This window comes from Flavobacterium sp. FlaQc-28, assembly GCF_044007415.1.
Lineage (GTDB): Bacteria > Bacteroidota > Bacteroidia > Flavobacteriales > Flavobacteriaceae > Flavobacterium.
In genome coordinates this window covers 561,547-586,048 of record NZ_JBIPCM010000003.1, presented here as the reverse complement: position 1 = coordinate 586,048, position 24,502 = coordinate 561,547, and the positions used below count along the sequence as shown (strand labels likewise).

17 protein-coding genes and 1 pseudogene are annotated in these 24,502 nt (G+C 33.7%); 12 read left to right on the top strand and 6 right to left on the bottom strand.

Annotated elements, in window-relative coordinates; all coding sequences use genetic code 11:
- The first annotated feature begins 53 nt into the window (after positions 1–53).
- Complete coding sequence (locus ACHRVL_RS11805) at positions 54–1,109, top strand: hypothetical protein (protein ID WP_395412951.1); 1,056 nt, start codon at positions 54–56, stop codon at positions 1,107–1,109.
- A 256-nt stretch (positions 1,110–1,365) separates the two neighbouring features.
- Here the strand turns inward: ACHRVL_RS11805 and ACHRVL_RS11800 are convergent, their stop codons facing one another.
- On the bottom strand, positions 1,366–2,406 hold the full coding sequence (locus tag ACHRVL_RS11800) for a GntR family transcriptional regulator (RefSeq protein ID WP_089054749.1): 1,041 nt from the start codon (positions 2,404–2,406) through the stop codon (positions 1,366–1,368).
- A 394-nt stretch (positions 2,407–2,800) separates the two neighbouring features.
- Between ACHRVL_RS11800 and rhaT the strand changes: the two genes are divergently transcribed.
- The 9 genes and pseudogenes from rhaT to ACHRVL_RS11755 all read left to right on the top strand — a co-directional run bounded on the left by rhaT (position 2,801) and on the right by ACHRVL_RS11755 (position 18,798).
- Positions 2,801–3,850 carry an L-rhamnose/proton symporter RhaT gene (gene rhaT / locus ACHRVL_RS11795; protein ID WP_395412949.1) on the top strand — a complete coding sequence of 350 codons (1,050 nt, stop codon included), beginning with the start codon at positions 2,801–2,803 and terminating at the stop codon, positions 3,848–3,850.
- A gap of 24 nt (positions 3,851–3,874) precedes the next feature.
- A complete protein-coding gene (locus tag ACHRVL_RS11790) occupies positions 3,875–6,016 on the top strand; it encodes a bifunctional aldolase/short-chain dehydrogenase (protein ID WP_395412946.1) in 2,142 nt (713 codons plus the stop codon).
- A gap of 358 nt (positions 6,017–6,374) precedes the next feature.
- Positions 6,375–7,649 (top strand): TIM barrel protein, encoded by a 1,275-nt coding sequence (locus ACHRVL_RS11785; protein ID WP_395412944.1) that lies wholly within the window; start codon positions 6,375–6,377, stop codon positions 7,647–7,649.
- A 36-nt stretch (positions 7,650–7,685) separates the two neighbouring features.
- Positions 7,686–9,047: an FGGY-family carbohydrate kinase gene (locus ACHRVL_RS11780; protein WP_395412942.1), complete on the top strand. Its 1,362-nt coding sequence runs from the start codon at positions 7,686–7,688 to the stop codon at positions 9,045–9,047.
- 295 nt (positions 9,048–9,342) lie between these two features.
- Positions 9,343–10,082: pseudogene (locus tag ACHRVL_RS11775) on the top strand ((Fe-S)-binding protein).
- Positions 10,083–10,237: 155 nt separating this feature from the next.
- Positions 10,238–11,641, top strand: a complete 1,404-nt coding sequence (locus ACHRVL_RS11770) for a lactate utilization protein B (protein WP_395412939.1) — start codon at positions 10,238–10,240, stop codon at positions 11,639–11,641.
- Entirely contained in the window at positions 11,631–12,218 is a 588-nt protein-coding gene (locus ACHRVL_RS11765) for a lactate utilization protein C (RefSeq protein WP_395412938.1), read from the top strand. The genes ACHRVL_RS11770 and ACHRVL_RS11765 overlap by 11 nt, the downstream gene beginning before the upstream one ends.
- A gap of 405 nt (positions 12,219–12,623) precedes the next feature.
- A complete protein-coding gene (locus tag ACHRVL_RS11760; RefSeq protein WP_395412936.1) occupies positions 12,624–17,540 on the top strand; it encodes a beta strand repeat-containing protein in 4,917 nt (1,638 codons plus the stop codon).
- Positions 17,541–17,544: 4 nt separating this feature from the next.
- Positions 17,545–18,798 carry a gliding motility-associated C-terminal domain-containing protein gene (locus ACHRVL_RS11755; RefSeq protein WP_395412935.1) on the top strand — a complete coding sequence of 418 codons (1,254 nt, stop codon included), beginning with the start codon at positions 17,545–17,547 and terminating at the stop codon, positions 18,796–18,798.
- Positions 18,799–18,845: 47 nt separating this feature from the next.
- On the opposite strand, the gene ACHRVL_RS11750 is transcribed toward ACHRVL_RS11755, so the two are convergent.
- Positions 18,846–19,178 carry a YegP family protein gene (locus ACHRVL_RS11750; protein WP_089054739.1) on the bottom strand — a complete coding sequence of 111 codons (333 nt, stop codon included), beginning with the start codon at positions 19,176–19,178 and terminating at the stop codon, positions 18,846–18,848.
- A 194-nt stretch (positions 19,179–19,372) separates the two neighbouring features.
- Between ACHRVL_RS11750 and ACHRVL_RS11745 the strand changes: the two genes are divergently transcribed.
- Positions 19,373–19,858, top strand: coding sequence for a copper resistance protein NlpE (locus ACHRVL_RS11745; RefSeq protein WP_395412933.1), 486 nt, complete (start codon positions 19,373–19,375; stop codon positions 19,856–19,858).
- A gap of 75 nt (positions 19,859–19,933) precedes the next feature.
- Here the strand turns inward: ACHRVL_RS11745 and ACHRVL_RS11740 are convergent, their stop codons facing one another.
- From ACHRVL_RS11740 to ACHRVL_RS11725, 4 genes are all read right to left on the bottom strand, one after another.
- Positions 19,934–20,497 (bottom strand): DUF2911 domain-containing protein, encoded by a 564-nt coding sequence (locus ACHRVL_RS11740; RefSeq protein WP_395412931.1) that lies wholly within the window; start codon positions 20,495–20,497, stop codon positions 19,934–19,936.
- A gap of 129 nt (positions 20,498–20,626) precedes the next feature.
- The gene (gene uxuA, locus ACHRVL_RS11735) at positions 20,627–21,811 is read right to left on the bottom strand and encodes a mannonate dehydratase (RefSeq protein WP_395412929.1); all 1,185 of its coding nucleotides are present in this window, start codon (positions 21,809–21,811) and stop codon (positions 20,627–20,629) included.
- Positions 21,812–21,842: 31 nt separating this feature from the next.
- A complete protein-coding gene (locus ACHRVL_RS11730; RefSeq protein ID WP_395412927.1) occupies positions 21,843–22,655 on the bottom strand; it encodes an SDR family oxidoreductase in 813 nt (270 codons plus the stop codon).
- A 116-nt stretch (positions 22,656–22,771) separates the two neighbouring features.
- On the bottom strand, positions 22,772–23,221 hold the full coding sequence (locus ACHRVL_RS11725; RefSeq protein ID WP_395412925.1) for a YhcH/YjgK/YiaL family protein: 450 nt from the start codon (positions 23,219–23,221) through the stop codon (positions 22,772–22,774).
- 181 nt (positions 23,222–23,402) lie between these two features.
- On the opposite strand from ACHRVL_RS11725, the gene ACHRVL_RS11720 reads away from it, so the two are divergent.
- Positions 23,403–24,434: a LacI family DNA-binding transcriptional regulator gene (locus tag ACHRVL_RS11720; RefSeq protein ID WP_395413016.1), complete on the top strand. Its 1,032-nt coding sequence runs from the start codon at positions 23,403–23,405 to the stop codon at positions 24,432–24,434.
- Positions 24,435–24,502: the final 68 nt, after the last annotated feature.

The window sequence follows — 24,502 nt, the reverse complement described above, 5'->3', positions numbered from 1 at the left end:
TTATTTACTCAGCTTAAAATACTTTTGAAGCAAAATAATATAACTCTATAACCATGAAGAAAACTTTAAAATTTTTTAAAATCGCATTTATTTCTCTTTTAAGTATTTGTTTAATTTCCCTAATCTATTTTTACATCAGTAATAAAATATTTATAGGTTCTACAAACCAAGAAAATATTGATTATTTAGCAAAAAATCAAGTTGAGATAACACAGTCAATCGACGAGAAATTATTTGATGACAATTTTTATAAATCAAAAGTTTTTCTTTTAGGAGAAATTCACGGTTATGCAGATAATCAAACTCTAGATAAGGAGATGTTATTTTTCCTGAATAAAAAAGCTGGAATCAAGTATTATATTGCCGAAATGGATAGTTTAACAGCTAAAAAGCTAAACAGCTTTTTATTAAAAAACAGTAAAGACGAAGCAGTACTAAAAGATGTTGTTTTAAATATAGCTAAAAGAATTCCTCAGCAATCAAGTCAGGAACTATTTGATAAATGGAATGCTGTTTATGATTACAATCAAAAATTATCTGATTCTTCAAAGATTACTGTGATCGGAATAGATAAGAATTTTGATGATACTTCAAAAGGTTCGAGAGATTTAGCTATGATCGCGAATTTTAAGAATTCAATTAAAAAAATGAATATCGAGAATGAAAAGTTTTACGGTCTTTTTGGATATTTTCATACTATACAAAAGAAATCTGAGGGAGGAAAAGAAACATTTGCCACACAATTAAAAGAGGCTGGAATTAAAACAACAAGTATGGTTAGTTATACTATAGACAGCGAAATGTATCTTCCTAAAAACCCGCAACTTCCAACACCAGAAAACGAGAGGATAGATTGGATCAATGCAGATGGACCTTTAATGCTTGTAAAAGGAATTAATGATTTAAAAGAATTAAGCAAACCTAATGCAATTACTCTTTTCAAGCTTAATGCTCAAAATTCGCCTTATCTTAAATCACAAAATCTAATAAACATAAAATCAAGAGTTTTTGGAGAGAACATTGTTCCTCAAGAAGGTTCGTTTACAACAGATTATTTTCAATATGTTTTTCTTCTTAGAAACTCTAAAGCATTAAGTAAATTGAAATAAAAAAGTATTAGAATTTTTTATTGTGATTTTAGATTTGATTTTAAGTTGTTCAAATCAAAAAAAAACAGAGAGCAGTGAAAATCTTATTATTTATTTTAAACAGTCTTAAAATTACCTCCAGCTAAGTTTGGAGGTAATTTTAAAGTATAAATATTGTTTTGAAAAGTATATGTTTTGTTAGAAAGAGACAAAAAAAAAACTTAAGTTTTCAAAAAGAAAACCTTTGAACCTTTGCTTCTCTGAACCTTTGAACCTTCTAAATAGAATTTCGATCAATAAAATTAAAAGGCACTTTTACTTGTCCTTTTTCTTTATTTAAAATCATTCGTGCAGCGGTTTCGCCCATTACATTAAAGTCTGTAGACATTACAGTAATACCCAATAATTCTTTCAGAGGAGTATCGTTATAAGAGATAACGCCGATTTCTTCTCCTAGAATAAACTCTTCGTCACGAATTTGCTTCATTAAGTTTACAAGATCAGACTCTTCAATAGTAATAAATAAATCTCCTTTTTTAAGAATCATATCATCGTAAACCTCACTTAAAACTTCAAAATTAATTTCGTGTTCCACGCAGAATTTTCTAAATCCGTGCAAGATTCTTCTTGGATAAGGATAAACAGCTTTGTCTGGATAAACTAGAATCAGCTTTTTGTATTTTGATATTTTTTCTAAACCTTCTTTTAGAGCATTGTAAATATCATTTTCAAAATCCTGATATATTTTAATAATTTCGCCTTCCATTCCTAGTTTAATGTTGTCCATTAAAACTAACTTTTCCTGCGGAATTCTTTGAATTGCTTTTGCAACTTCATCAGTAAAACTTAAATGTTTTAATTCATCAGTTTTAAAATGCGTGGTAATTACATAATAATCATAAGCACCTTCAAATTTGTCTAACAAATTCAAAAACAATGTTTCATCACAATGATAAATATGAAGGTCAGTATGAGCATTAGCGCCAAGTGTATTAATAAACGAGCTGTACGTTTTCATTTTGTAGGCACTCAGTTTATTAAATAAAAACAGAATATTTACTTTAGATTCTAGTTTTGTTCTGGTAATGTAGTATCCTTTTCCTCTAATCGATGAAATAATTTTTCGCTCTTTCAGAATATTATATGCCTTTTCTACGGTATCGCGCGACATATAAAACTCTTCACTAAAACTGTTTATAGAGGGGATTTTTTGATTTATTTTTAAATTTCCGTTCGCAATATTCTGTAAAATCGAGTCTACAATTTGTTTGTATTTTGGAACCCTCGAATCTTCATCTATTTTAATTAATTTAATCATGATTATGTTTTGCAAACTAGTTTCATATTTTGGTAATGAAACATAATTTTAAATTATAATATTAAAAAAATGGTTTTTAAAACCTGCTTTACATACTGATTTTATTACTTTCCTTACAAAAAAAGCGCAATTAAATACGGCTTGTTTTATATTTAAGTGTTTTTCACAATTTGGTAGTGAACTGAGGATATAATAATTACGAAATCAATCGCTAAAATAGCGTTTTTAAATTTACTTTTCCAATACTTAAGGATTGTTCTTTGCAAATAATAAGCAGTTTTAACATAATTACAAGATTCATAAAGGATAGTACAGGACAGTTTTCTTTCGAGCATTATATTATTTTACAAAACCAAATTAACTATCACAATTAACCAAAAAAACAAATTATTAAATGGAATCATTATTAGGAATTATTTTTCATTCTATCGGAGGATTTTCTTCAGGTAGTTTTTATATGCCTTTTAAAAAAGTTAAAGATTGGGCTTGGGAAAGCTACTGGCTTGTGGGCGGTTTCTTTTCTTGGTTAATTGTACCGCCGATTGCGGCTTATTTAACGATTCCAAATTTCACAGAAATTATTGTTGCAGCATCTCCTTCTATTAAAGCCTTTACTTATTCAATGGGATTGGTTTGGGGAGTTGGAGGTTTAACATACGGTTTAGGCGTTCGCTATCTTGGAATGTCATTAGGAAATTCAATTACCTTAGGATTTTGTTCTGCGTTTGGCGCATTAGTTCCTTCTATCTATTACGATTTATACCCAACAGCAGGTAAAATTTCATTTTCGGATATGCTGGCAAGTTCTGGCGGACAATTGGTTTTATTGGGCGTTGCGGTTTGCCTTTTAGGAATCGCTATTTCTGGAAAAGCCGGAATGCTGAAAGAAAAAGATTTTGCAACTGGACATGAAGATAAGGATAAAGATTTTAGTTTAGCAAAAGGGTTAACTGTAGCGGTTATTTCTGGTATTTTAAGTTCATTCTTTAATTACGGAATCGAAGCTGGAAAACCGATGGCAGAAAAAGCAGTTGAATTTGGCTGTAATCCTTTATTTCAAAACAACGTAACTTATATTGTTTTGCTTTGGGGAGGTTTGACTACCAATTTTATTTGGTGTCTATATCTTAATTTCAAAAACAAAAGCATTGGTGATTACACCAACAAATCTACTCCAATTACTAAAAATGTGCTTTTCTCAGCACTTGCTGGAACTATGTGGTTTTTGCAGTTTTTCTTTTACGGAATGGGCGAAAGCAAATTAGGAAACGGTGCAAGTTCATGGATTCTGCACATGGCAACTATTATTCTAACGGCTAATTTCTGGGGATTCTATTTGAAAGAATGGACTGGAGTATCGAAAAAAACATTTAGAACATTCCTTTGGGGAATCGGATTAATTATGCTTTCGATTGTTTTAGTGGGAATTGGAAACTCTTTATAAATACTGAAAAAATATATGATAACAATGTCAAATACAAATACAAAAAATATGAATTTTAAGCATGTTAGCTATCTTTGGGATGAGGCAAAAGCTCAAGAACTAGCTGGTGATGAAGTAGCGCTTTTCATTTATCGCTCTAACTTATTGGGAGCCGATTTAAGATTGACAAACTACGGAGGAGGAAATACTTCTGTAAAAATTACGGATAAAGATCCATTAACTGGAGCAAGCTCTGAAGTTATGTGGATTAAAGGTTCTGGAGGTGATATTGGAACTTTAACAAAATCAGGTTGTGCGGCGTTATATTTAGACAGACTTCGCAATCTTGAAAATGTATACAGAGGAATTGAGTTTGAAGATGAAATGGTAGAATTGTTCAATCATTGTATTTTCGATTTAGCTTCAAAAGCGCCGTCTATCGATACGCCTTTGCATGGTTTTTTACCATTTAAACATATCGATCACTTGCATCCAGATGCGGCAATTGCAATCGCAGCAGCAAAAGACGGAGCAAAAATTACAGAAGAATTATTTAACGGAGAAATCGGCTGGGTTGGATGGCAGCGTCCGGGCTTCGATTTAGGACTTCAATTAAGAAGTTGTTTAGAAGAAGCAGAAAAGAAAGGTAAAAAACTAAGAGGAATCATGTTGGGGTCTCATGGTTTATTTACTTGGGGTGATACTGCATACGAAAGTTACATCAATACATTGGAAGTAATCGAAAAATGTGCTGAATACCTTGAAAATAATTATGGTAAAAAACGCCCCGTTTTTGGAGGTCAGAAAATCGAAAGCCTTCCAGAAGGTGATCGTAAATTGAAAGCCGCAAAAGTTGCTCCGATTTTAAGAGGTTTCTGTTCGTCAGAGCGTCAAATGATTGGTCATTATACAGATGATGCAAGAGTTTTGGAATTCATTAATTCAAATGATCTTTCAAAATTAGCTCCATTAGGAACTTCTTGCCCGGATCACTTCTTAAGAACTAAAATCAGTCCATTGGTTTTAGAATTAGATCCAAATGAAGATTTATCAGATATAAATGCGGTTAAAGCAAAACTAGCCCCGGCTTTTGAAGCTTACCGTGCTATGTACAAAGACTATTATAATGCCTGCAAGAAATCGAATTCTCCTGCAATGCGTGACCCAAACCCAGTTGTGATTTTATATCCTGGAGTTGGTATGTTCACTTTTGCAAAAGATAAAACGATGGCACGTTTGGCATCAGAATATTATGTGAATGCAGTAAATGTAATGAAAGGTGCAGAAGCTGTTTCAGAATATACTTCGCTGCCTCACCAAGAAGCTTTTGATATTGAATATTGGTTATTAGAAGAAGCAAAATTACAACGTATGCCAAAACCAAAAGCATTGTCTGGCAGAGTAGCTGTTATTACTGGTTCTGCGGGCGGAATTGGTAAAGCTATTGCTAAGAAATTTGCTCAGGAAGGTGCAAGTGTAGTAATCAACGATATTAATCAAGAGCGTTTAGAAGGGGCAACAGCTGAGTTTATTAAAGCTTTTGGAAAAGATGCGGTTGCGAGTACATTACTTAATGTAACAGATGAAGCTAGTACAGAATTAGCTTTAGATCAAGCTTCTTTAGCTTTTGGAGGTGTAGATATTATTGTAAACAATGCCGGAATCAGTATTTCAAAATCTATTGCAGAGCATACTCTTGAAGAATGGGATAGATTATACGATATCTTGGTAAAAGGACAATTTATTGTTTCTAAAGCCGGAATTGAAGTAATGCGTAAACAAGGTTTTGGAGGTGATATTGTAAATATTGTTTCTAAAAATGCTGTTGTAGCTGGTCCAAATAATCCAGGATATGGCTCTGCCAAAGCTGCACAAGCACATTTAACACGTTTAATGGCTGCTGAATTAGGAGCTGATAAAATTCGTGTAAACACAGTAAATCCTGATGCTGTAATCTCAGACTCAAATATTTGGTCTGGCGGATGGGCAGAAGGTCGTGCAAAGGCATATGGAATTACAGTTGAAGAACTTCCAGCTTATTATGCAAAACGTACGTTATTAAATGAAATCATATTGCCAGATGATATTGCAAACGCTTGTTTTGCTTTTGTTGGTGGTTTACTTGGTAAATCAACAGGGAATGCCTTAAACGTAGACGGCGGTGTTGCAATGGGCTTTTATAGATAAAGATTGTTTAGGTTTTTTTATAAGTTTGTTTAAGCAAAAGTGGTTTTTTGTGGTCTAACGTTCGATATTTCGGACGTTAGATTTTTTTAGATATAAGACTTTTATAAAGAAGACTAAATAGCATAAAATAATAAAGTTAAACGCAGAGAACGATTATATAATTTTCGAGTTCAAAAAATGCTTTAACCTATAGAAATATAGTTTTTTCTTAAGTTTTAAAATAGAAAAAATGATTCATCATTAATGCATAATTAGGTGTTTTGATGGGAGAACTTTTAAGGTTATATTTTTATGTGTTAAAAACACACGAATAAAATTAAATTGTATATCTTGTATCTCTATTAAAATAATAAGTATTATGATAATCGGATCAAACAATATTGAATCTCATAACGAGGAATTATTAAAAAAGCACCAAAATAAACTGATTTTTACAGCATCAGAAATTGATAATACAGAAGCCATTATTCAAAAGTTAATCGACTTTCAAATTGCAATTCCATCTTGGGCTTTAGGAACAGGAGGAACAAGATTTGGACGTTTTGCTGGTGGGGGAGAACCGCGTTCAATCGAAGAAAAAATCGAAGATGTTGGTTTACTTCATAAATTAAACAATGCTTCAGGAGCTATTTCGCTTCATATTCCGTGGGATATTCCACAAGATTATAAAGCAATAAAAGCGCTTGCGGCACAGCACAATTTAAAGTTCGATGCCATGAACTCGAATACATTTCAAGATCAGGCAGATGCAGAGCATACTTATAAATACGGTTCGTTGCAAAACGTAAATAAAGCAGTTCGTAAACAAGCGATTGCTCATAATATTGAAGTAATTAAACACGGAATCGAATTAGGATCTGAGTCATTAACAGTTTGGCTTGCTGATGGTTCTAATTTTCCTGGACAGTTGAACTTTCGTAAAGCGTATCAAAATACATTAGAAAGTTTAGAAGAAATCTACGATGCATTGCCTTCAAACTGGAAATTATTTTTAGAATATAAATGTGCTGAGCCTAACTTTTATTCAACGACAGTTGCTGATTGGGGACAGTCTTATTCGTATGTTAAAAAGTTAGGCGATAAAGCGCAGACATTAGTCGATTTAGGACATCATTTACCAAATGCAAACATCGAGCAGATTGTTTCATTATTATTAATGGAAAACAAACTGGGCGGATTCCACTTTAACGATTCAAAATACGGCGACGACGATTTAACAGCAGGAGCTTTAAAACCATATCAATTATTTTTGATTTTCAATGAATTAGTTGAAGGAATGGATGCAAGAGGAATGAACCACGCCAAAGATCTTGGCTGGATGATCGACGCATCGCACAACATCAAAGATCCGTTAGAAGATTTATTGCAGTCTGTAGAAGCTATTATGATTGCTTATGCGCAAGCACTTTCTGTAGACAGAAAAGCATTAGAAAAAGCACAGGAAGAAAATGATGTCGTAAAGGCACAGGAAATTCTTCAAAATGCTTTCCGTACAGACGTTCGTGCATTAGTTGCCGAGGCTCGTTTCCGTTCTGGTGCCGCTTTAAATCCAGTTGAATTGTACAGAAGCCTATCTGTTAGAAAAAATCTAATTGGAGAAAGAGGATTAAAAACATTAGCTACAGGCTTATAATTTATAATTGATAATTCACAATTTATAATTAATTAAATGAATGTAGTTGCAATTTTTGATATTGGTAAAACAAACAAAAAAGTATTCTTATTTGATGAAAACTATAGAATCGTTTGGGAGAAATCTGTCAATCTGGACGAAACAGTCGACGAAGACGGTTTTCCGTGCGAGAATATAGAAGTGCTTAAAAATTGGATTTTTGAGCGTTTAGAAGAAATAAAAGCCTTAACCAATTATGTATTAAAAGCTATCAATTTTAGTACCTACGGTGCTAGTTTTGTCTACATTGATAAAGAAGGAAAAATTTTAACTCCTCTGTATAATTATCTAAAAGATTATCCAGAGGGTTTAAAAAACGAATTCTATCATAAATATAAAGGCAAAGAAAAATTTGCTGTAAAAACAGCTTCTCCAGTTTTGGGAAGTTTAAATTCAGGAATGCAGATTTATCGTTTAAAAGAAGAAAGGCCAGAATTATTCGAAAAGGTAGAATACTGTCTGCATCTTCCGCAATTCTTGAGTTTTCTTTTAACCAATGAAGCTTACGCCGATATTACAAGTGTGGGGTGTCATACCAATCTTTGGAATTTCAAGAAAATGAAATACCATAAATGGTTAAAAAACGAAGGCATTTCACCTAAAATTCCTGAGTTTCATTACGGAAAAGACGTTATCAAAACAAAAGATGGTTTATCAGTAGGAGCAGGACTTCACGATAGTTCATCAGCTATAATTCCATATACCATAAATTTTACAGAGCCTTTTGTTTTATTGTCAACAGGAACGTGGAGTATTTCCTTAAATCCGTTCAATAATAAACAATTGACTTTTGAGGAATTACAAAACGATTGTTTGTGCTATTTGCAATACACAGAAAAACCTGTAAAAGCCGCAAGACTTTTTGCAGGAAACGAACACGAAATACAAACCAAAAGATTAGCAGAATATTTTAAAGTTCCGATCGATACATACAAAGAGGTTTATTTTGATAAAAACATTGTATCTAATTTAAGAGCTTTAAATTTTCAGATTATTTACCCTAAAAAGTATAATTTTGATATACTGAAAGAATGCCCTTTTCAAAAAAGAGAGCTGAAGACATTTAAAAGCTATGAAATTGCCTATCATCAATTAATGTTAGATTTGGTAGAGCAACAAGTATTTTCAACTAACTTAGTCATTCATAACAGTCCTGTAAAGAAAATTTTTGTAGACGGAGGTTTCAGTAAAAATTCAATTTATATGAATTTATTAGCCGAAGCTTTCCCTGATATTGAAGTTTATGCCGCATCAATGGCGCAGGCAAGTGCTTTGGGTGCTGCATTGGCAATTCATCAAAACTGGAATCCTAAACCCATTCAGAATGACTTAATTGATTTGAAATTTTATAAGCATTGAGATAACAACGCAGATAAGTAGATTAAGAATTAAAAGCTGCTTGAAATTGCGATAGTATTGTCATTTCGACGAAGGAGAAGTCTTCGCAAGTAGCTCTGCTTCTAAAAGCATCAATCTTTGTTGAAATTCTAACGGAGATTTACTTCGTCTGTTCGCTATTGCTTGAGTCTCCTTCGTAGAAATGACAAACAGCAAGCAGATTCGTTCAGATTTAATTTTAAAATATCTGCACAATCTGCCAAATCTGCGAGAAAAATATAACATCTAGAATGTTAAAAAATAAAAACAATAGAAAATGAAAATCGGGCTATTTATACCGTGTTACGTCGATCAGTTTTACCCAAAAGTGGGTATTGCGACGTACGAACTTTTACAGAAATTAGGTTGTGAAGTTCATTTTCCGATGGGACAAACCTGCTGCGGACAGCCAATGGCAAACAGCGGTTATGCACACTTAACAAAAGGCTGTGATACTATTTTATAGCCAATTTTTCAGGATTCGATTATATTGTATGCCCTTCAGGAAGTTGTGTTCTACATGTAAAAGACCATTTGCATGATGATAAAAATGAACAAGCAGCGATAAAAATCAGAAACAGCGTTTTTGAATTAACAGAGTTTATAACTGATATTTTAAAAATCGATCATATCGACGGACGTTTTCCTTTTAGAGTGGGAATGCACGTAAGCTGCCACGGACAACGCGGTTTGCATCTTTCGCAGATGTCAGAATTAAATGCGCCGTTTTTCTCGAAACCCGAGCAATTACTTCACAATATCGAAGGACTTGATTTAGTCGCTTTAACCAGAAAAGATGAATGCTGCGGTTTTGGAGGAACATTTTGTGTTACTGAAGAAGCCGTTTCTGTAAAAATGGGACAAGACCGAATAAAAGATCACGAAAGTCATAATGTTGATTATATTACAGGAGGTGATATGTCTTGCTTGATGCATTTAGACGGAATTTTGAAAAGACAAAAAAGCAGAATAAAAACCATTCATATTGCTGAAATATTAAATTCACTAGAAAATTAAAATAAGCGTTGAGTTTAGTTTTTTTAACCACAAAGTTCGCAAAGAAAAAATACGCAAAGCACGCTGTAAGATTAGAAATTAACTTTGCGAACTTTGCGGTTAAACAGAAGATACCAATAATAAACATTTCAAAATTGACTTTTAAATAATTAAAAATGTCATCAGAAAAAATAATACAGCACAGCGAAGCCGCAGCAAAATTCAACAAAGATGTGGAGCGTGTCAATTGGCATGATGAAACACTTTGGTTTGTTCGTGCGAAACGTGATAAATCGGCACATCAAATTGATGATTGGGAATTATTACGTGAAACGGCTTCAAAAATCAAAGCCAATGTACTTTCTAATATTCATGATTATTTAGTCGAATTTGAAGCAAATGCTCAAAGAAACGGAATCATTGTACATTGGGCAGCTGATGCGAAAGAACACAATGAAATTGTACATTCGATCATGGCAAAACATGATGTAAAGCAAATGGTGAAATCAAAATCGATGCTTACAGAAGAATGTCATTTAAACGATTATTTAGCCGAAAAAGGCATAGAAGTTATCGACTCAGATTTAGGTGAATATATTGTACAACTTCGCAAAGAACCGCCTAGTCATATTGTTTTGCCTGCTATTCACTTAAAAAAGGAAGATGTAAGTGAAACTTTCCACGAACATTTGGGAACAGAAAAAGGAAATTTTGACCCTCAATATTTAACCGAATCGGCACGACATAGTTTAAGAAACACATTTTTAACGCGAAAAGCAGCTTTAACCGGAGTGAATTTTGCCGTAGCAGAAACGGGAGAATTTGTAGTTTGTACCAACGAAGGAAATGCCGATATGGGCGCACATTTAGCTGATGTTCATATTGCTTGTATGGGATTTGAAAAGCTAATTCCGCAGCGAAAACATTTAGGTGTTTTTTTGAGATTGTTAGCAAGAAGTGCAACAGGACAACCTATAACAACTTTTTCAAGCCATTTTAAAAAACCTAGAGACGGAAAAGAGATTCATATTGTAATTGTCGATAACGGAAGAAGTAAACAGTTAGGGCGTGAAGATTTTAGAAATTCTCTAAAATGCATTCGCTGTGGTGCTTGTATGAATACCTGTCCTGTTTACAGACGAAGCGGCGGACACAGTTATCACAATGCGGTAGCTGGACCAATTGGTTCTATTTTAGCGCCTAACTTAGATATGAGCAAAAATGCAGATTTGCCATTTGCAAGTACGCTTTGTGGTTCTTGTACTAACGTTTGTCCAGTAAAAATTGATATTCACGATCAGTTGTACAAATGGCGTCAGGTTTTGGTAAAAGACGGTTATACACCAAAAGCCAAAACCATTGCAATGAAAACGATGGCAACAGTACTGGCAAATCCAACTATTTTTAACATTGCAGGAAAATCAGGAAGATTTGTAATGAAAAATATTCCCGCAATGGTCAATAATAAAATGAACAAATGGTACGATCAACGCGAAATGCCAGATGTTCCTGAGGAATCTTTTAGAGAATGGTATAAGAAAAATTCAAGAGAATCTAAAGCAAAAGATAATGAGCAGTAAAGCCGAAATTTTAAACAGAATAAAACTAAATCAGCCTGATTTGGTTACAGAACTGCCAGATTTAAGTCTCTTAGGTTCCGAAGATTTTGATACCTTAGAAACCTATAAAACGGTTTTAAAAGGAATTGGAGGAGATCCTGTTGAAGTATCTAATTATGAAGAAATAATTGATTATATAAAAGCCAATTATAATCTTAGAAAGAGATTAATTACAACGCTTCCAGAGCTTTCAGAAATTGCTTCTTTAGATTGGGACAATGCCGATCCGCATTCCTTGCAAGATGTTGAGTTAACAGTTGTAAAAGCTCATTTTGGAGTTGCAGAAAACAGCGGACTTTGGGTAACCGATGCTGTTTTAGGTCAGCGTGTTGCGCCATTTATTGCGCAGTATTTAGCGATAATTGTTCATAAAAATGATATTGTGCGTACAATGCAGCAAGCTTATGACAGAATAGGGGATCAGGAATATGGTTTCGGAACTTTTATTGCCGGACCTTCAAAAACGGCAGATATTGAGCAATCACTGGTTTTAGGAGCACACGGTGCAAGAGGCTTGATTGTGTTTTTATTAGATTAAAAAAATAATAATTTAGATTGAAAGGGGGCTGATAAGCCCTCTTTTTTTGTTTTAAATAGATAAAAATGTAAAATACGAATAGATTACTGTAAGTAAAATTGTATATTGTTTTTATTAAGTATTTGGTATTGAGTATTTTGTATTTTTTTTATATATTTACATATCCTTAATAATGAATATCTTTTTTATGTACCATATTAAATTTCATTATCCGCCATTAAAATTTGAAATATTTTTTGAATAGGTAATTCTTTACACTTTATAACAAAAATCGGAACTATTAAAATACAATATAAAATTTGTAAGAAATTATTTTAATGTAGTACGATTATTTATTATTTTGTAAGTATTTGTTTATATATTTGCATTTTTCTTAGATGGTTAATAACGATAATTTTGGTTTATATGAAAAAACATGTTTTTTTTATAATTTTATTTTTAGGTAGTTTTGTTACCTATTCTCAAGTTGGTATTGGAACACCAATGCCTAATTCTTCTTCTCAATTAGAAATTGTTGCATCAAATCGTGGAGTATTAATTCCGCGGTTGAATTTAGTTAATTCTACAGACGCATCTACAATAACTAGTGGGAACGTAAATAGTTTATTGGTTTTTAATACAGCGGCAGTTGCCGATATAAAACCGGGATATTACTATTGGTATAACAATAAGTGGAACCGAATTGTAATTGATAGTGAAACTTCTACTGCTCCAGGAACTGTTATTTATAATTCCACAACTAAAGAGTTTTCTTATGTTGATCCTTCTGGAAATTTACAGCCAATCGATTTTAGCGTGATAGTAAAAGCAAATGAAACGATCACAACACAGACTCAAGATTTAGGGACAGGTACAATTACGTATACTAACGAAGCTGGAGCTACATCAACTTCGCAAGTAGTAAGTAAAAACACAAATAATTTATTGGTAGTTGGAACTGATGGCGGTGCAATGTTACTTCCTTCGGCTATTACAAAGACAATTACAGTTTCAAACGCTTCAAGTGGAAACACTTCGACAATAACGGTGGATGGAATCACAAGTTCGGGTGCTCCAATAATCAATACAAATGAAACATCATTATCAGGAACAAGTTTGACCACAACGGTAAATGGTGTTGCCAGTACAGCTCTTGATTTGACTCCTGCAATTACAGCTGGAACGACCAACGCTTTAAGTTTGTCGGGAAACACATTAACGTCTAATGTAAACGGCATTACTTCATCATCAGATGCTGTGAGCGGTGTGTCTAACGTATCAAGTGTGAATACTTCAACTGTAACGGTAAACGGGATAACAAGTTCGGGTGCTCCAATAATCAATGCAAATGAAACATCATTATCAGGAGCAAGTTTGACCACAACGGTAAATGGTGTTGCTAGTACGGCTCTTGATTTGACTCCTGCAATTACAGCTGGAACGACCAATGCTTTAAGTTTGACAGGAAATACATTAACATCTAATGTAAACGGCATTACTTCATCATCAGATGCTGTGAGCGGTGTTTCTAATGCATCAAGCGTGAATACTTCAACAGTAACGGTAAACGGAATAATAAGTTCGGGTGCTCCAATAATCAATGCAAATGAAACCTCATTATCAGGAGCAAGTTTAACCACAACGGTAAATGGTGTTGCCAGTACGGCTCTTGATTTGACTCCTGCAATTACAGCTGGAACGACCAATGCTTTAAGTTTGTCGGGAAACACATTAACGTCTAATGTAAACGGCATTACTTCATCATCAGATGCTGTGAGCGGTGTTTCTAATGCATCAAGTGTGAATACTTCAACTGTAACGGTAAACGGGATAACAAGTTCGGGTGCTCCAATAATCAATACAAATGAAACATCATTATCAGGAACCAATTTAACAACAACGGTAAATGGTGTCGCGAGCGCTGCTTTAGATTTGACCCCCGCAATTGCAGCGGGAACTACGGTTTCTAATACAAGTTCTGTAAACTCTTTGAGCACAACTGTCAACGGTGTAACAGGAACGGCGGTTAACATAGTAAATAGTAACACTTTGACGGCAACAAATGGAAGTTTAGTTTCAACGGTAAATGGTGTTGCTTCAACACCGTCAGTTCCGGTTTTAGTTTCTGCTAATAATGGTTTAACTGCTCTTAACGGAAATGTGCAGTTAGGAGGTACTTTGACAACTCCAACAAGTCTTGCAACAAATGCAACAAATACTTTAGCCATTTCAGGTCTGCAGCCAAGTGTTTCAGGAACCGATAATTTGATAGTTGCTGATGGGACTGGTATTTTAAAAACACTTCCATCAACTGTATTAAATAATTGGCATACAACAGGAAACTCTGGTACTACAGCAACTACATTAGGCGGGGGCAATTATATAGGTACTATAGATCATGTTGGATTAAATTTTAGAGTAGGGAACGATCATGCGGGCTGGATTGGTTATCAAACTGCAGGAATTGGTACGTCATCTGTTTATTTTGGAGTTAATTCAGGATTTGCAGGAGCGGCTCTATCAAATGCAGCCTATGGGAATATTGGTATAGGAGATAATGCTCTGGCGGCAAATACAACAAATGGCAATACAGCAGTTGGAACTTTTGCGCTTCAACGTACTGTATCAGGTTTTAACAACGTGGCTCTTGGTTATCTCACACTTCAAAATAATTTAGCTGGTCAGTCGAATACAGCACTTGGAACGGGAGCGCTTCAAAATACCACAGGTTCTTTTAATGTTGGAGTTGGAAGCAGCGCAGGAGTAAGTAATTCAATCGGAACAAACAATAGTTTTATAGGTACCCTTGCTGATCTTACAGGATCTGGCTTAAATGTTACAAATGCTACAGCGATAGGTTACAATGCAAAAGTTGGAGCAAGTAATAGTATGGTTTTAGGAGGTACAGGCTCTGATGCAGTAAAAGTAGGAATAGGAAATACTATACCGAGTAATACACTACATATAACCAGTACAGCAGATCCTATTCGTGCTGAGGGTTTACAAGCAGGGAATTCTGCTACAGATAGTTTTGTGGTAGCTACCGCGACTGGTATTTTAAGAACAGTGACAGCTTCTAATGCAAACTTTTGGAGAATGACTGGTAATGGAGGAACAGATTCTACTGTAAATTTTCTTGGTACTACTGATGGACAATCTTTAATATTCAAGATCAATAATGTTAAATCGGGTATATTATCTCAATCAGGTGTTACAGCTTTTGGACACAAAGCATTGTCAAATTCAGTAGGTACAAATAATACAGCTTTTGGACATGCTACATTAATGAGTACTTCAAGTGGAACAGGAAATGTCGCTGTAGGATATAGAGCATTGGAAGCAAATACAGGTAATTATAATAATGCTGTTGGAGTAGGTGCTCTTCTTGTTAATAATTCCGGAAATCAAAATGTGGGAATGGGGAATAGTGCACTTGGTACTTTTGCAAGCGGAACGGGTAATACTGCTTTAGGGTATCAGGCAGGTGCAAACATAGCATCAGGAAGCCAAAATATTATTATAGGAAACACTGTAGATCTTTTTCCTCTTGCTCCAACAACAGGCGGAAGCAATCGATTAAATATTGGTAATGCTATTTATGGTACTGGAGTAAATAACCTTTCAACATTAGCGAAAGCAGCAAAAATAGGTATTAACATAGATACACCTCAAAATACTTTGCATGTGTCTCCTCAAGCTGTAGGTATTGATGATCCTGTACGCATTGATGGTTTACTGGCAAGTGTGGCAACAACAGATAATGTAGTAGTGGTAGACGCAACCGGTGTACTTAAAACTAGAAGTTCTGCACCATTAAATACAAACAATTGGAACATATTAGGAAATGCAGGTACTACTCCCGGAACCAATTTTGTAGGAACTACAGACAGTAATCAGCTTAATTTTAAAGTAAATAATGTACCAGCAGGTAAAATAGGTATTACGGGTGGTGATCCATATTTCCCTAATACTTATTTGGGCTATAATGCCGGAGCTGCAGATGCGGGTACAACGCTGCCAAGTGCTTCTACTGCTTTTAGTAATACAGCTTTTGGTGGAAATGCTCTAACAGCTATTACTACAGGATGGTACAATACTGCTTTAGGTGCAAATGCTCTTCCTGTTAATACAACAGGTTTTGGCAACACCGCAATTGGACCAAATACTTTAACTAAAAATACAATTGGATTTAATAATATTGCTATTGGGAATGGTGCACTATTAAATACAAATGCTACCGATGGTAATAATGGTAATAATAATGTTGCTATTGGTGGTTCTACTTTAAGATCAAATACGACAGGTTTTAAAAATATTGCAATAGGTGCTGGAAATCTTTATGGTAATACAACAGGGAGTTACAATGTTTGCATTGGAGGTACAGGCAGTACAGATGGTAATACAACGAATAATTATGGCACTTTTCTTGGATACGCAGCTGCAGCAGGTCTTGCTGGAACAACAGATGCAATAGGTATAGGACACTCAGCTGTAACAAATGCGAATTATGGTGTTGCAATAGGAAGTAATTCACATGTTCTTACGGGGGCAGTTAATAGTGTTGTAATTGGTAGAAATGCGAATACATCAGCATCGAATGCTATTATTTTAGGTGCCGAAGTTGGGAATCTTTCTCTCATACCAGCTCCTTTTGTAGGTATTGGTACAACAGCTCCTTTAAACAGTTTACATGTTAAACCTACAACAAATGCTGATCCTGTTCGATTTGAAGGATTAATGAATGGCCTTGGAACTGATAATGTTGTAGTTGCAGATGCATCAGGTGTTTTAAGGATAATAAGTTCATCTTTGATAGCTTTAGAGCCTTGGCAAACACAGTCTTCAACAGTTAAAGCGACTTCAAATACTGATGCTATATATCAAATGGGAAAGGTGGGAATCGGTACAGCGAATTTGCTAGGAACTATAGATCCTTCTGTGTGGCTTGCTGTAAATGGATCTATTCAAACTGCTACAACCACTTATCCTGATTATGTATTTGAAAATTATTTTAATAAAACTGGCTCTAGTAATGAAAAATATTCTTTCAAATCATTAAAAGAAATCGAAAAGTTCGTGAATGAAAATAAACACTTGCCTGGAGTTACAGGAATTACCGAATTATCAAAAAATGAAAAGGGCGATTATATTTTTAATGTTACAAAATTATCTGTTCAGGTTTTAGAGAAAGTAGAAGAATTATATCTTCATGTTATTGAACAGCAGAAAGAACTGGAAGCAAAGGATAAAGAAATTCAAAATCTTAAGCAGAAATCTGCTGAAATGGATTTACGTTTAGAACGTTTGGAAAAATTATTAGAACAAACATCATCTAATAAGTAATAAGATGAAAACGAAACATTTGAAATGGTGTATAATCATACTTTTCTGTATTGGAAAGGCGTTTTCGCAAACTGTAAATACAGGTGAATTATCAGTTTTGTCCAATACGCAGCTTTCTACTGTTGTAGATTTTGATAATAAAGAAAGTGGGGATGTTTTAAATGATGGAAATTTTTATGTCTATTCCAATTTTAAAAATGACGGGCTATTTACTTATACTGATTTAAGTGATGGAAGAATTTTTTTTATAGGAAGTAATCTACAGTCTATTGAAGGAGCTGCGCCGCCATATTTCCAAAACATAGAATTTAATAATACTTCGAGTAATGTGCCTTTCCGATTAGCGTCTACAATTGTCATTAATAAACTGGCTACTTTTAAAAATGGAATTGTTGATGCTGCCAATGATATAGGAAAAATGATTTTTAATGAAAACGCATCTCATTCTGATACTAGTAATTTGAGTTTTGTAGATGGGAGAGTAGAAAAAAAAGGTGCGGCAAAATTTGAATTTCCAGTAGGCGATGATGTTTACTATAGACCGTCAGTAAATGATGGAAGCCAAAATATAAATAATATTTATACGACAGAATATTTTTTTGAAAGCATAGGGAATATTTATCCTTACACAAGTAAAGAAGATAAAATTATTACAATAGATCAGGCTGAATACTGGAATTTAACTCAAGAAGGAGGAACTGATAAAGCAGTTTTAAGTCTAACATTAGACAAAAATACTACACCAGATGGTTTCTTTCAGGAAAGTAATGCAACTGAATTAGCAATTGTAAGATGGGATACAGCATCTGCTAAATGGATTAATGAAGGAGGTGTAACCACTGATCTTCTTACCGGAGCAGATTTTACAAAACTAGTAACTACACAAGTAAGTGGTTATGGAGTTTTTACAATTGCAATGGTAAAAAAAGACGATCCAGCTCCTCCATCTGATGAAATTATAATTTATAATGCAGTTTCGCCCAATGGAGATGGTATAAATGATAGTTTTTTAATTAAAGGAATTGATAAATTTCCTGATAATAGAGTTCAAATTTACAATCGCTGGGGGGTAAAAGTGTATGATGCTAAATCGTACAACGAAGTAGATAATATGTTTTTTGGATTTTCAGAAGGACGTGACACCGTAAAGAAAGATGAGGGACTGCCTACAGGAACTTATTTTTATATTTTAGAATACAAAAAAGGGGAAGAGACGATTAAGAGATCGGGTTATCTCTATGTAAGTAATAATAGATAGAATAAAAAACGAGGTGTAAAATACCTCGTTTTTTGTTTTATATTTTTTTATGATGTCTGATCATCAACAACAGCGTCTGGAGCATTTTTCTTTACAGATTCAATTCCGTTTTCTCTCGCAGCTACACTTTCATACATTTCACTTGAACCAATTATTTGTCCATTGCTGGCTTTTAAATTAAAATAAGGTTTTCCGTTACTTGATTCTTTTCTGTCATAACGACCATCATCTTGTGAGTTTGTTTTTACAGATTCGATTCCGTTTGTGCAGGCCGCTTTTGTTGTATAGCCTTCACTTGTTAAAATTGTCTGGCCGTTACCAGCTTTCAAATTAAATTGAAATTCACCATTGGTTCTTTTAGTAATTACAAATTTTCCCATTTAGTTTTTTATTTAAGTTAACTATAATATTTTGCTTTCTATAAAAATACAAAACTTAATTATACAATCGCTAGTGTCAGAAAAAATAATTAATAGGATAATTATAACGGAATATTTTCTTTACAATTTAGTGATTTTGAGTCATTATATAAGAGATTTCTTTATATTTGAATTAAATATTAGCTATAATTATTATGAGAAAACTATGTATTGTATTAGTAATTGCAACGCTGATTTCATCTTGCAATTCTAAAAAGAAAGAAGATACAGTAGAAACTACTGTGAAAGATTCGACAACAGTAAGTACTGAAAAAAGTACAGCCGCGAAGGTTGATGTTTATGAAGGATTATTACCATGTGCAGATTGCAGCGGTATAGAAACGGTTCTAAAAATTTATCAAGGAGATGGTACCATGGAAAGCCATAAGTTCGAATTGTATACCATTTACAAAGGAAAATCGCCTGAAAAAGAGTTTGTAGAAAAAGGAACTTTTAATACCGAAAGAGGTTTAGAAAACGATCCAAACGGGACAATCTATATATTGAATTGGGATAAACCTGCAGAGAACCAGATTTATTATGGTTATTACAGCGCAGATCCTGAGAAAGTATATATGTTAGATCGAGAGAAAAAAATAATCAAGTCAGAGCTTAATTATGCTTTAACCTTGAAAAAATAATAGCATACGAATGATTTGATTTTAAACAAAAAAGAGACTTTTTAAAAGTCTCTTTTTGTATATATAATGTTTGAATTATTTAACTGTAATAGGCAATTCAACTGTTGTTTTGTCCCATCCAATTACCAAATTCGCTGTAGTTCCTTGAGATGTAAAAGCAATTGATAAAGCTTCGATTACTGTAGAAACTGGTTTTACAGGAACAGAAACTCGAACAACATCTTTGCTTTCATCATAAGCATAAGAGCCCCATAAATCAAGTTCCTTGTTGATAATAATTGTCCATTTGTCTTTTTCAGGAATTGCAAACAAACTGTAAGTTCCTGCAGGAACGTTTTTACCTTCAATAGTTACTGCTTTGTAAAATTTAATTTCTACATTTTCATTAGCACCAACCCTCCAAACTTCTCCATACTTAATCAAATCACCAAAAATAGTACGTCCTTTTACTGACGGTCTTGCATAGGTAACTTTGACAACGGGAGCTGGATTATCAGTTTTTTTGAACTTAACAGCTTTGTTAGGAAAATAAGAAATATCTACAGGACTTGCATCCAGGGGAGCAAATTTTACAACTTCCTGTGCTTGAACTGTAAATGCAGCAAATAAAGTAACTGCAAGTAAACTTAATTTTTTCATAGGATTACAATTTTTAGAATAAGTACAAAGTAAGTTAATAGTGATTAAAAATCACATCATTACAGTTAGTTTTTTGTTAATGAATTGGTAACGACTCTTAAATTTAATCTAAAAAGACATCGGAAAATTTTAAAACGATTTTTTAATTCCCATTTCAAGCCCTCTTAGTTCTGCTAATCCACGTAAGCGACCAATTGCAGAATAACCGGGATTTGTTTTCTTCTTTAAATCATCCAGCATTTGATGTCCGTGATCCGGACGCATCGGCAGTTTGCTGTTGTTTCTTTTTTCAACCTCTAGAATTGCTTTTACCACTTCGTACATATCTACATCGCCTTCAAGATGGTTTGCTTCATAAAAACTGCCTTCTTCATCTCTCTGTGTACTTCTTAAATGAATAAAATTCATTTTATCTCCATGACGTCTTATAATTCCAGGTAAATCATTATCAGCTCTAACACCGTACGAACCTGTGCACATAGTAAAACCGTTTGATTTTGAAGGAGAGGCATTCATTAATTCGATCAAATCTTCTTCCGTACTTACCACTCTCGGTAAACCTAAAATTGGATAAGGAGGATCATCAGGGTGAATTGCCATCAAAACACCTTTGCTCTCTGCAACCGGAATAATCTGCTTTAAAAAGTAAAACAAGTTATCTTTTAAAGCTTGTCTATCAATATGATTATAAGCACTTAAAGTAATTAAAAAATCCTCAACAGTATAAGCTTCTTCAGCGCCTGGAAGCCCAGCCAGAATGTTTTGTTGTAATTTTACCTTATACTCATCAGTCATTGCTTCAAAATAAATTTTCGCTTTTTGAGTCTGCTCTGGTGAATATTCCTTTTCAGCACCAGGTCTTTTCAAAATAAACAATTCAAAAGCAGCAAAAGCATTAATGTCAAAACGAAGCGCTTTCGATCCGTCTTCAACCGTATAAGATAAATCAGTTCTAGACCAGTCTAAAACAGGCATAAAATTATAGCAGACACATTTAATACCGCATAAAGCCAAATTTCGAATGCTTTCTTTATAGTTTTCAATGTATTGAAGATAATTTCCAGTTTGTTTTTTAATATCTTCATGTACAGGGATACTTTCTACAACTGACCAAGTCAATCCTGAAGCGCCTTTTTTAGGATCACCGTCTTGGTATTCAATTTCAATTTTTCGTTTGTTGATTTCATCTACGCTCCAAACTTCTCCGTTTGGAATATGATGTAAAGCAGTTACAATTCCAGTTGCGCCAGTTTGTGCAATATCTTGTAAAGAAACAGGGTCATTTGGTCCGAACCATCTTAATGTTTGTTCCATTTTGTATTATGTTGTTTTGTAATTTAGTTTATTAAATACTTGTAGCAGCAAACCCGCCGTCAACCTTTAAAATAGTTCCCGTTACGAATTTTGACATATCACTGCATAAGAATAAAAGAGCACCGTCAATATCTTCTGGCGTTCCAAATCTTCCCATTGGCGTATGATCGATGATTTTTTCGCCTCTTGGAGTCAGATTTCCTTCAGGAGTTAATAATAAAGCTCGGTTTTGTTCTCCAATAAAAAATCCGGGCGAAATAGCATTTACGCGAATTCCTTCACCATATTTCTGTGCTAATTCAACTGCCATCCATTGTGTAAAATTGTCGATTGCTGCTTTTGAAGCAGAATAGCCCACAACTCGCGTTAATGGTCTTTGCGCCGATGCTGATGAAATGTTGATGATATTTCCTGATTTTTGTTTTGCAAAAAGCTCCGAAAAAACCTGAGTTGGAAGCATAGTTCCTATGATATTTAAATCGACAACTTTTTGTAAGTCATCGCTTTTCATATCATAAACAGCTTGATCCGGTTGTACAGTAGCTCCCGGCATGTTACCGCCTGCAGCATTAATTAAAATATCCAGACGATTGTATTTTTCAACAATAAAATCTTTTGCTTTTTCTAATTCTTCTTTATTCAAAACATTGGCTTGAATAGCAAAACCTTCTCCGCCACTTGCTTTTATATGCTGTACCGTTTTTTCCGCTTTCTCAATAGATTGAGAAACGATCCCAACGATAACACCTTGTTTAGCCAAAACGTTTGCGAAATTACTTCCTAACACACCCGCACCACCTGTGATAAGCGCAATTTTTCCTTTTAGATTAAATATTGAATCCATATCTATTTTATAATTTATAATGTTTAAATCCCAATACTTTAAATCCCAACTTTTGAAAAGCAATGTTTTAAGTTCTTTATTTGGAATTTAAAGTTTGAAATTTCCCCGACAGGGAATTAGATCTTTACTTTAAAAACCAGTTTTTTCAAAAAACCTTCGCCAATCATTGTTGCGTGAACATCATCAGGAAATAAAATGGCAAATTGCTTTTCTTGCAATTCAAAAAACATATCTGGTTTATCAAAGAAAAAACGTACGTCTCTTTCGTCGCTGTAATCCCCATTTGGTTTTATACATTTTTCTCTTGGTTTCCAAGCAAAAGTTTCAGGACCTTGTATCGAAATTTGAATATCAATGTTTTTATCATGACATTCAAAACTTTTGATGCTTTCTTCTCTTGTACTTCCATCACCATGAATAACAATAAGTTTTAAACCTTCGCAGATTTCAAACGAACCAGTTTCAAGGCTGGCAATATCAGTTTGGCTGACGTATTCAAAAGCTTTTTGAAAATTGGGATGCAGACTGTAATATTTCGCTGCATTATGTAATGAATCTATTATCATTGGGTAAGATTTAATTAAAATAAATATTATAAAAAAGTGCACCGTGTATGTATTATGTGTAATTTTACGTGTACGCACACGGTGTTTTACAAATGTATGTAAAATGTAATGTATAACAACCTGTTTTTGCTGAAAAAATATAATTTTATAATGGAGCCCTTATTATTTTAACTTAAAAAGAATCAATATCATAACAATAAAGAAAATTGCCGAATTAGCTAATGTTTCTCCAGGAACTGTTGACCGAATTATTCATAATCGCGGACAGGCGGCGCAAGAAACTGTAGATAAAGTCAACGCTATAATTGAGGAATTTGGTTATAAGCGTAATATTTTGGCGAGTAATCTGGCTTTAAATAAGAAGTTTCGTTTTGCAGTTTTTCTTCCCAAACATGAAAATCTTGAATATTGGCGCAGTCAGGCGGAGGGAATAGAAAAAGCTGCCATTGAGTTTAGTAAATTTGGAATTGTTTTAGATTATTTCTATTATGATTATAATACGGCTTCTTTTAAAGAATCAGTAAAAAAAGTGATGGATTTTGAGTGTGACGGATTGCTTTTTGCGCCTATTTTTCAGGAAGATTCGGTTCAGTTTTTAAACGAATACAAAAACAAGAATATTCCAGTTGTGATGATCGATTCGAATATTTCAAACAATAATGAATATGCTTATGTAGGTCAAGATGCTTTTCAGAGCGGTTATTTAGCTGGAAGACTCATAAGTTTTGCAGTAAAAAAAGAAAGGCATGTTTTGATTTTTAAAATCACCCAAGAAATCGAAAGTACATCTGTTTATTTGCAGCGAATAAAGGGATTTTATTCTTTTTTTGAAGACAATAGCGAACTTACAAATTTTAAATTTTCAGAAGTTACTTTAAAAGATTCAAATGTTGATGAGTTAAATCTTGAAATGTTTTCTGGAATAAGCAGCATTTTCGTGCCCAATTCGAGAGCCTATATTGCAGCCCAATTTTTAGAACAAAAAAATATAAAAGGTATTCGAATTATAGGCTACGATTTATTAAAAGAAAATATAGAATACTTAAATAAAGGCGTAATTGATTTTTTGATTAATCAAAGACCAGAAGATCAAGGGTATATGGCAATTCAGTATTTGTATAAAAAAATGGTTTTAAAAGAAGATACAGAGCCAACACATTATATGCCACTTGAAATTATTTTGAAAGAGAATTATTCTTCAGCCAAAAAGTGATTTTTTTCGATTTAGGATTTTGAAATCATTATCAATAATGCGACAGTTAAATGAATTATATTCTGTAA

Excerpts from the sequence above, each read along its gene's own strand:
- ACHRVL_RS11805 (WP_395412951.1), top strand. The coding sequence starts at position 54 with ATGAAGAAAACTTTAAAATTTTTTAAAATCGCATTTATTTCTCTTTTA.
- ACHRVL_RS11800 (WP_089054749.1), bottom strand. The coding sequence starts at position 2,406 with ATGATTAAATTAATTAAAATAGATGAAGATTCGAGGGTTCCAAAATAC.
- rhaT (WP_395412949.1), top strand. The coding sequence starts at position 2,801 with ATGGAATCATTATTAGGAATTATTTTTCATTCTATCGGAGGATTTTCT.
- ACHRVL_RS11790 (WP_395412946.1), top strand. The coding sequence starts at position 3,875 with ATGTCAAATACAAATACAAAAAATATGAATTTTAAGCATGTTAGCTAT.
- ACHRVL_RS11785 (WP_395412944.1), top strand. The coding sequence starts at position 6,375 with ATGATAATCGGATCAAACAATATTGAATCTCATAACGAGGAATTATTA.
- ACHRVL_RS11780 (WP_395412942.1), top strand. The coding sequence starts at position 7,686 with ATGAATGTAGTTGCAATTTTTGATATTGGTAAAACAAACAAAAAAGTA.
- ACHRVL_RS11770 (WP_395412939.1), top strand. The coding sequence starts at position 10,238 with ATGTCATCAGAAAAAATAATACAGCACAGCGAAGCCGCAGCAAAATTC.
- ACHRVL_RS11765 (WP_395412938.1), top strand. The coding sequence starts at position 11,631 with ATGAGCAGTAAAGCCGAAATTTTAAACAGAATAAAACTAAATCAGCCT.
- ACHRVL_RS11760 (WP_395412936.1), top strand. The coding sequence starts at position 12,624 with ATGAAAAAACATGTTTTTTTTATAATTTTATTTTTAGGTAGTTTTGTT.
- ACHRVL_RS11755 (WP_395412935.1), top strand. The coding sequence starts at position 17,545 with ATGAAAACGAAACATTTGAAATGGTGTATAATCATACTTTTCTGTATT.
- ACHRVL_RS11750 (WP_089054739.1), bottom strand. The coding sequence starts at position 19,178 with ATGGGAAAATTTGTAATTACTAAAAGAACCAATGGTGAATTTCAATTT.
- ACHRVL_RS11745 (WP_395412933.1), top strand. The coding sequence starts at position 19,373 with ATGAGAAAACTATGTATTGTATTAGTAATTGCAACGCTGATTTCATCT.
- ACHRVL_RS11740 (WP_395412931.1), bottom strand. The coding sequence starts at position 20,497 with ATGAAAAAATTAAGTTTACTTGCAGTTACTTTATTTGCTGCATTTACA.
- uxuA (WP_395412929.1), bottom strand. The coding sequence starts at position 21,811 with ATGGAACAAACATTAAGATGGTTCGGACCAAATGACCCTGTTTCTTTA.
- ACHRVL_RS11730 (WP_395412927.1), bottom strand. The coding sequence starts at position 22,655 with ATGGATTCAATATTTAATCTAAAAGGAAAAATTGCGCTTATCACAGGT.
- ACHRVL_RS11725 (WP_395412925.1), bottom strand. The coding sequence starts at position 23,221 with ATGATAATAGATTCATTACATAATGCAGCGAAATATTACAGTCTGCAT.